This is a genomic window from Leifsonia sp. Soil_N53, from assembly GCF_057655165.1.
The window spans coordinates 1-7215 of sequence record NZ_JBDGMM010000011.1 but is presented as its reverse complement, the minus strand read 5'-3'; the positions used below and the strand labels follow the sequence as shown (position 1 = coordinate 7215).

The following is a 7215-nucleotide window of genomic DNA, read 5'->3' as shown; positions in this document are numbered from 1 at the left end:
CGTCGGAGTCGCGACGCGGAGCGCGGTCGTCCCGGTCGAAGCTGCGGCGCGGGCGCTCGTCGGAGTCGCGACGCGGAGCGCGGTCGTCCCGGTCGAAGCTGCGGCGCGGGCGCTCGCCGGAGTCACGACGCGGAGCACGGTCGTCGAAGTCGCGACGCGGGCGGTCGCCGAACTCCCGGCGCGGGGCGCGGTCGTCCCGGTCGAAGCTGCGGCGCGGGCCATCGTCGGAGTCGCGGCGCGGCGCACGGTCGTCGCGGTCGAAGCTGCGGCGCGGACGGTCGTCCTCGCGGCGGCCCGCGTTGGCGCGGCTGTCCCACTCGCGTTCGGTGCGGCGGGCGTCCTTGCCGCGCGGCTCCCAGTTCGGGCGCTCGCCACCACCGGTGCGCGCGGCGCCACGAGAGTCGCCGCGGCTGCCGTAGGTGTCGCGGCCGCGGGCGGCGCGGTCCTCGGCGCTCCAGCGGTTCTTCTTGCCGGCGTCGGGGGCCTCCTCGCGGTAGCCGCGGTGCTTCGGGCTGCGCGAGCCGGCGCCCTTGGGCGCGCCGGGCTGCGACGGTCGTCGGTCGTTGTTCTTCTTGTACGGGGGCATGCGTGTTCTTCCTGGGTTTTTCTCTGAAATGCGCGGCGGCGCGCTGAAGCGCACCGGAGAATCCCCGGCAGACATCGCCTGGGGCCGTTCACATCGTGATGAATCCGCGAAACCAACTGGTTGCGGAACCGGCCCGCTTGACTTACAAACCCATCCGCGCGTCAAAAAGTGGCGCGGTGTCAAGAGCCGACCTCCCAACGATACAGGATCGAGGCTGGGAAGCGGCTGCCGGTTCCGGACTCCCTGACGCGCGCCCGCGGCCGGGGTATACATGGGGGCATGACCTCCGTCGACGCGATCGTCATCGGGTCCGGCCCCAACGGGCTCGCGGCCGCCGTCACGCTTGCCCGCGCGGGGCTGAGCGTGCACGTCTACGAGCGCAACGCCACGGCGGGCGGGGGGATGCGGACCGAGGAGGTCACGCTTCCCGGCTTCCGCCACGACATCTGCTCCGCCGTGCACCCGCTCGCGTTCGCGTCCGGCTTCTTCCGGCGGTTCGGCCTCGCCGACCGGGTGCCGTTCATCACCCCGACCGCCTCCTACGGGCACCCGCTGCCCGGTGGGGAGGCCGCGCTCGCCTACCTCGACCTGGAGCGCACTGCGGACGCGCTCGGCCCCGACGGCCCGGCCTGGCGCGCCCTCCTCGGCCCGCTGGTGCGCAACGCCGACGCGGTCGCGCAGTTCACCGGCTCCTCCCTGCTGCAGCTGCCGCGGCATCCGCTCGTCGCCGCCCGGTTCGGCCTGGCCGCGCTGTCGCAGGGCGGCCCGTGGTGGAACCTCCCGTTCCGCAGCGAGAAGGCTTCCGCGCTGCTCACCGGCGTGATCGCGCACACCACCCTGCCGCTGCCGAACCTGGCCGGCGCCGCGGCGGGGCTGGCGCTCGCGACCTACGCGCACGCCCGCGGCTGGCCCATCCCGGTCGGCGGTTCGCAGGCGATCGCCGACGCACTGGTGGACGACCTCCGCGCCCACGGCGGTGAGCTGATCACCGGCACCGACATCCAATCGCTGGGCGAGCTGCCGGACGCCCGGGCCGTCCTGTTCGACACCCACGTGGCGATCGCGGCGCGGCTCGGCGAGGACCGGCTGCCCGCGGACTACCTGCGCCGCGTCGCCGCCTTCCGCGACGGCAACGGGGTCTTCAAGATCGACTTCGCGCTGTCCGGGCCGGTGCCGTGGACGAACCCCGAGCTGAGGGAGACCGCCACCGTCCACCTCGGCGGCGAGCGCGCGGCCATCGCCCGGGCGGAGCGCACCGTCGCGGCCGGCCGGGAGAGCGACGACCCGTACGTGCTCGTCTCGCAGCCGACGCTCTTCGACGCCTCGCGGGCGCCCGCGGGCAAGCACGTGCTCTGGGCGTACACGCACGTCCCGCGCGGCTCCACGTCGGACCGCAGCGAAGCCGTCATCGGCCAGATCGAGCGCTTCGCCCCGGGCTTCCGCGACCTGATCCTGGCCAGCGCCACGAAGACCGCGCACCAGCTGGAGGGCTACAACCCCAGCTACATCGGCGGCGACATCTCCTCCGGGATGCCCGACTTGTCGCAGCTCATCCTGCGCCCGGTGCCGTCGACAGACCCGTGGCGGATGCCCGGCCGCGGGCTGTACCTCGCGTCGTCCTCCGCCGTGCCCGGGCCGGGCGTACACGGGCTGGCCGGCTACTACGCCGCGCGCAGCGCCCTGCGGCACGAGTTCGGGATGACCCGGATGCCGTCGCTCGCCCCTGACCTGCCGGTGGCATCGCCGGGGGCGCCCGCCAGCGGCTTCAACCAGACCACCGGCTCCATCGAAGAGGAGATCGCCTGATGTCCGTCAACGTCCGCCGTTTCGCCTGCACGCCCGAGGAGGTCTTCACCGCCCTCGCCGACCCGTGGGTCTTCCCCACCTGGGTGGTGGGGGCCTCGCGGATGCGCGGGGCCGACGGCCGCTTCCCCGAGCCGGGCTCCAAGCTCCACCATTCGATCGGGATCTGGCCGTTCGTGCTGAACGACGAGACCCGGGTCGATGAGTGGGATCCACCCCGGCGCTTCAGCCTGGAGGCGAAGACGCGACCAGTCGGCACGGAGCGCGTCCTCATCGAGGTGCAGCCGCGCGGGAAGGGCTGCCTGGTCCGGATGGAGGAGTACGCCATCACCGGGATCGCCGCCCGCATCCCGACGGTGATCGCCGACCCGATCCTCTGGATCCGCAACCGGGAGGCACTGCGCCGGCTGGAGTGGGTCGCGCGCGGGATCTCGCGGCAGAAGGCGCGCTCGGCCGGCTGAGCGCCGGAAACCCGCCCGAAACACGTCGCCACTAGCATCGACGGATGACCACGCGCGTGTCCGCCGAGCCCGCCCGCTCCCCCGGCGTCGCCGAGCTGCTGCGCCTGAGCGACGAGTTCACCTTCGCGCTCTACCCCGCCGAGAGCTGCTACCTGCTGGACGTCTCCGAGCTGGAGCGCCCGGGCGTGACCGTGTTCGTCGGGCGCGACGAGGAGGGCACAGCGCTCGGGATGGCCGCGCTGGTGCGCAAGGGCGACGGCAGCGCCGAGCTCAAGCGCATGTTCGTGCACCCGGACGCGCGCGGCCGCGGCCTGGCGGCCGGCCTGCTCGGGGCGGTCGAGGCCGAGGCGGCCGGCGCCGGCGTGGCCGCCGTGCAGCTCGAGACCGGGCCGCTGCAGCACGCGGCGATCGCGCTCTACGAGAGCCGCGGCTACGCGCGCATCCCGAACTTCGGTGAGTACGTGGGCGACCCGCACTCGGTCTGCTACGCCAAGACTCTCTGACCCCGGCTAGGTGCGCTGCGCCACCTTCTTCTTGAGGAAGATCAGAGGCAGCAGCCAGCCGCCGAGCGCCGTCACCACCCAGACCACGAGCGCGGCGAGGATCCAGGTCACGAAGTCGTCGACCCGGATGCCGCCCGGCAGCAGGGACGCGACGAGCAGCGCGACGAGCGTCGACACGAGCCCGATCCCGCCGAGCAGCGCCGACGCGTACTTGCGGGCGAGATTGAAGATGAAAGGCGCGAGGATGCTCTGCGCCGCGGCGAAGACCAGCACGGCGACCAGGAGCCCCTCCCAGTCGAGATGGAACCCGGGCAGGATCCAGGAGGCTATGAGCAGGCCGAGCGCTGCGGTGACCACGAAGATCGCCGCTCGGATCAGGAATCTCACCATGCCCGAAGAGTAGCGGCCTCCCGGGCGGGCGAGAACACCCCTTCTCCTCGCCCTGCCGCCCCGCTAGCCTGGCGCCACCGTCGACGAGGGGAAACCGTGACAGAGCAGAAACCCACCCTGCGCAGCTGGACGATCGCACTGCTCGTCGTCGGCTCCGCCCTCGTGCTCATCGGCGGCGGGATGATCGCCGGAGGTTTCACCGTCGCCGCGCTCTCCGCCGGCCGCAGCGGCACCTGCGACGCTGCGCGGGTGGCCGACCGCGTCCTCCCGAGCGTGGTCACGATCAGCGTCACCGGCCCGCGCGGGTCGAGCAACGGCACCGGCGAGATCATCACCGGCGACGGCCACATCCTCACGAACAACCACGTGATCTCCGACGCGGCGTCCGGCGCGAAGCTGTCGGTGCGGTTCAGCGACGGCCACGAGCTGCCCGCCGAGCTGACCGGCCGCGACCCGAAGACCGACCTGGCCGTCATCACGGTGAAGGACGACGAGCCGCTGCCTGTCATCGAGATCGGCGACTCGGGCGGCCTGGCCGCCGGTCAGCCGGTGGTCGCGCTCGGCGCGCCGCTCGGCCTCTCGTCGACGGTGACCGCCGGAATCGTCAGTGCCCTCGGCCGCACGGTCCCGGTGCCGGGCGAGGACGACCGGAACGCCATCCTGGCCGGGGCCATCCAGACGGACGCGTCGATCAACCCCGGCAACTCGGGAGGCCCGCTCGTCGACTGCGACGGCCGGCTCGTGGGCGTCAACACGGCGATCGCGACGGTGCCGGGCTCCGGCGGCCAGGCGAGCACCGGCAGCGTCGGGATCGGGTTCGCGGTCCCGGAGTCGCTGGCGCTGCCGATCGCGAAGGAGCTCATCGCGCACGGCGAGGCCTCCCATCCCACCGCCGGGATCACCGTGGTGCCGATCCCGCCGGGCGCCGCGGCCGCGTTCGGCGTGACGGGCGGCCTCTTCGTGCAGTCGGTGGTGTCGGGCGGTCCAGCGCAGCAGGCCGGCCTCCGGGTCGGGGACGTGATCACGGCGGTGAACGGCCATCAGGCGACCGACATCGACGTGCTGACGGCCATCCAGGTCACCAGCGACGCCGGCGACGAGGTGAAGGTCGACTACGTGCGCGACGGCGCCGAGCACAACACGACGGTCACGCTCAAGTAGCCCTCAGGTGCCGCGGATGCGGCGGGAGAGCTCGGCGGCGGCGTCGCGGACCCGCGCGGCGAGCGCGTCCCACTCGTCGGGCGGCACGTTCTCGCGCGGGAAGGTGACGGCGATGCCCGCGGCCGGCCAGCCGGCGTGGTCGCGCACCGACACGGCGACGGAGGCGAAGCCGGGGGTCACGTCGCCGTCCTCGGTCGCATAGCCGCGCTCGCGGGCCTCGGCGACGAGCCGGCGCAGCTCGGAGTACGAGTGCGGTCCGGCGCCGGTGCGGTCCTCGAACGCGTCGGCGTCCGGGTACAGCGCGCGCAGCTGCCCCGGCGGGAGGGAGGCCAGCAGTGCGCGGCCGCTCGCCGTCAGGTGCGCGGGGAGGCGGACTCCCACGTCCGTGACCAGCCGCGGCCGCCGCGGGGCTCGCTCCTCCACGATGTAGACGACGTCCCTGCCGTGCAGCACCGCGACGTGACCGGACTCGCCGATCGCGTCCACCAGGGCGGCGACGATCGGCCGGCCGAGCCGGCTGAGCGGCTGCTGACGGGAGAACCCGCTGGACAGCTCGTAGGCGGCGACGCCGAGCCCGTAGCGGCGCGCCTCCGGCAGGTGCAGCACGAAGCCGTGCTCGGCCAGCACGGTCAGCAGGTGGTAGACCGTCGATCGCGGCAGGCCGAGGGAGGCCGCGATCGCGGCGGCGGGGACGGGACCGCGCTGGGTGGCCAGGTAGCCGAGGATGCGCAGGGTGTTCTCCGCTGCGGGGACCTTGCTCATGGCTGTTCCTCCCTCTACGCGGCGCTGCTCCCGTTTCGGCCGTGTCTGGTATCCCGGACACCGATGAGCCTAACCCCCGAGCGCAGGGGACGGGCCCCGGCGCATGATCGGAGCATGTCCGCCATCACCACCGGTTCCACCTCCGCAACCACCCCTCGGGACGGCGCCGACGCCGCGCCCGTCACCGTCGGCGCACGCCCGCTCACCATCGCCGAGGTCGTCGCGGTGGCCCGGCACGACGCCCCCGTGCGACTCGATGTCGCCGCGCTCGCGGCCGTGGAAGCCTCCCGCGCGATCGTCGAGGCGCTCGCCGACGACGTGGAGCCGCACTACGGCATCTCCACCGGATTCGGCGCGCTCGCCACCACCTTCATCCCCGCCGAGCGCCGCGCGCAACTGCAGGCGTCCCTCGTCCGCTCGCACGCCGCCGGATCGGGGCCCGAGGTCGAGCGGGAGGTCGTGCGCGCGCTGATGCTGCTGCGGCTGGCGACCCTGATGACCGGCCGCACCGGCGCCCAGCGCCGCACCGTCGAGACCTACGCCGCCCTGCTCAACGCGGACATCACGCCGATCGTGCGCGAGTACGGCTCGCTCGGCTGCTCCGGCGACCTCGCGCCGCTCGCCCACTGCGCGCTCGCGGCGATGGGCGAGGGCCAGGTGCGCGTCGGCGGACAGCTGGTGGAGGCGGCCGACGCACTCGCCGCCGCCGGCATCCGGCCCGTCGTCCTCGCCGAGAAGGAGGGCCTCGCGCTCATCAACGGCACAGACGGCATGCTCGGGATGCTCGCGCTCGCGCTGCACGACCTCGGCCGGCTGCTCAGCACGGCCGACATCACGGCGGCCATGAGCGTGGAGGCGCTGCTCGGCACCGACGCGGTGTTCGCCGCCGACCTCCAGCAGCTGCGGCCCCAGACGGGTCAGGCGGTCTCCGCTGCGAACCTGCGTGCACTGCTCGCAGGCTCCCCGCTCGTGGCGAGCCACAAGGGCCCCGAGTGCACGCGCGTGCAGGACGCCTACTCGCTGCGCTGCTCGCCGCAGGTGAACGGCGGCGCCCGCGACACCGTCGCGCACGCGACGATGGTCGCCGAGCGCGAGCTGGCCTCCGCCATCGACAACCCGGTGCTCACCCCGGACGGACGGGTGGAGTCCAACGGCAACTTCCACGGCGCGCCCGTCGCCTACGTGCTGGACTTCCTCGCGATCGTCGTCGCGGATGTCGCGAGCATGTCGGAGCGCCGCACCGACCGCTTCCTCGACCCGGCGCGCAACCAGGGGCTGCCGCCGTTCCTCGCGCACGAGGTCGGCGTGGACTCCGGACTGATGATCGCGCAGTACACGGCCGCCGGGATCGTGTCGGAGCTCAAGCGACTGGCCGCGCCCGCGTCGGTGGACAGCATCCCGTCCTCCGCGATGCAGGAGGACCACGTGTCGATGGGGTGGGCCGCCGCCCGCAAGCTGCGCCGCGCGCTCGACGGGCTGACCCGCGTGCTCGCGATCGAGCTGATGACCGCGGCGCGCGCGGCCGACCTGCGGGCGCCGCTGCGCCAGG

Annotated in this window: 7 protein-coding genes and 1 pseudogene; 5 read left to right on the top strand and 3 right to left on the bottom strand. The window is 73.7% G+C overall.

Going from position 1 to position 7215, the window contains the following annotated elements; translation table 11 throughout:
* A pseudogene (locus tag AC3A3H_RS00345) lies at positions 1-586 on the bottom strand (DEAD/DEAH box helicase); the annotation flags it as partial.
* 279 nt (positions 587-865) lie between these two features.
* On the opposite strand from AC3A3H_RS00345, the gene AC3A3H_RS00340 reads away from it, so the two are divergent.
* Genes AC3A3H_RS00340 through AC3A3H_RS00330 form a run of 3 tightly spaced genes read left to right on the top strand, consistent with a single transcriptional unit; the run spans position 866 to position 3353 of the window.
* Entirely contained in the window at positions 866-2392 is a 1527-nt protein-coding gene (locus AC3A3H_RS00340) for a phytoene desaturase family protein (protein WP_487612542.1), read from the top strand.
* Positions 2392-2850, top strand: a complete 459-nt coding sequence (locus AC3A3H_RS00335) for an SRPBCC family protein (RefSeq protein WP_487612541.1) — start codon at positions 2392-2394, stop codon at positions 2848-2850. Before AC3A3H_RS00340 ends, AC3A3H_RS00335 begins: the two co-directional genes overlap by 1 nt.
* 44 nt (positions 2851-2894) lie before the next feature.
* Entirely contained in the window at positions 2895-3353 is a 459-nt protein-coding gene (locus AC3A3H_RS00330; RefSeq protein ID WP_487612540.1) for a GNAT family N-acetyltransferase, read from the top strand.
* A 6-nt stretch (positions 3354-3359) separates the two neighbouring features.
* On the opposite strand, the gene AC3A3H_RS00325 is transcribed toward AC3A3H_RS00330, so the two are convergent.
* On the bottom strand, positions 3360-3743 hold the full coding sequence (locus tag AC3A3H_RS00325) for a phage holin family protein (protein WP_487612539.1): 384 nt from the start codon (positions 3741-3743) through the stop codon (positions 3360-3362).
* 96 nt (positions 3744-3839) lie between these two features.
* On the opposite strand from AC3A3H_RS00325, the gene AC3A3H_RS00320 reads away from it, so the two are divergent.
* A complete protein-coding gene (locus AC3A3H_RS00320) occupies positions 3840-4904 on the top strand; it encodes a S1C family serine protease (protein ID WP_487612538.1) in 1065 nt (354 codons plus the stop codon).
* A 3-nt stretch (positions 4905-4907) separates the two neighbouring features.
* Here the strand turns inward: AC3A3H_RS00320 and AC3A3H_RS00315 are convergent, their stop codons facing one another.
* Positions 4908-5666 carry an IclR family transcriptional regulator gene (locus AC3A3H_RS00315; protein ID WP_487612537.1) on the bottom strand — a complete coding sequence of 253 codons (759 nt, stop codon included), beginning with the start codon at positions 5664-5666 and terminating at the stop codon, positions 4908-4910.
* Positions 5667-5780: 114 nt separating this feature from the next.
* Here AC3A3H_RS00315 and hutH point away from each other — a divergent pair.
* Positions 5781-7215: histidine ammonia-lyase (hutH, locus tag AC3A3H_RS00310; protein ID WP_487612536.1), on the top strand; the 1435-nt coding region annotated here is incomplete at its 3' end.

Coding starts and splice junctions, on each gene's coding strand:
- AC3A3H_RS00340 (WP_487612542.1), top strand. CDS start 866: ATGACCTCCGTCGACGCGATCGTCATCGGGTCCGGCCCCAACGGGCTC.
- AC3A3H_RS00335 (WP_487612541.1), top strand. CDS start 2,392: ATGTCCGTCAACGTCCGCCGTTTCGCCTGCACGCCCGAGGAGGTCTTC.
- AC3A3H_RS00330 (WP_487612540.1), top strand. CDS start 2,895: ATGACCACGCGCGTGTCCGCCGAGCCCGCCCGCTCCCCCGGCGTCGCC.
- AC3A3H_RS00325 (WP_487612539.1), bottom strand. CDS start 3,743: ATGGTGAGATTCCTGATCCGAGCGGCGATCTTCGTGGTCACCGCAGCG.
- AC3A3H_RS00315 (WP_487612537.1), bottom strand. CDS start 5,666: ATGAGCAAGGTCCCCGCAGCGGAGAACACCCTGCGCATCCTCGGCTAC.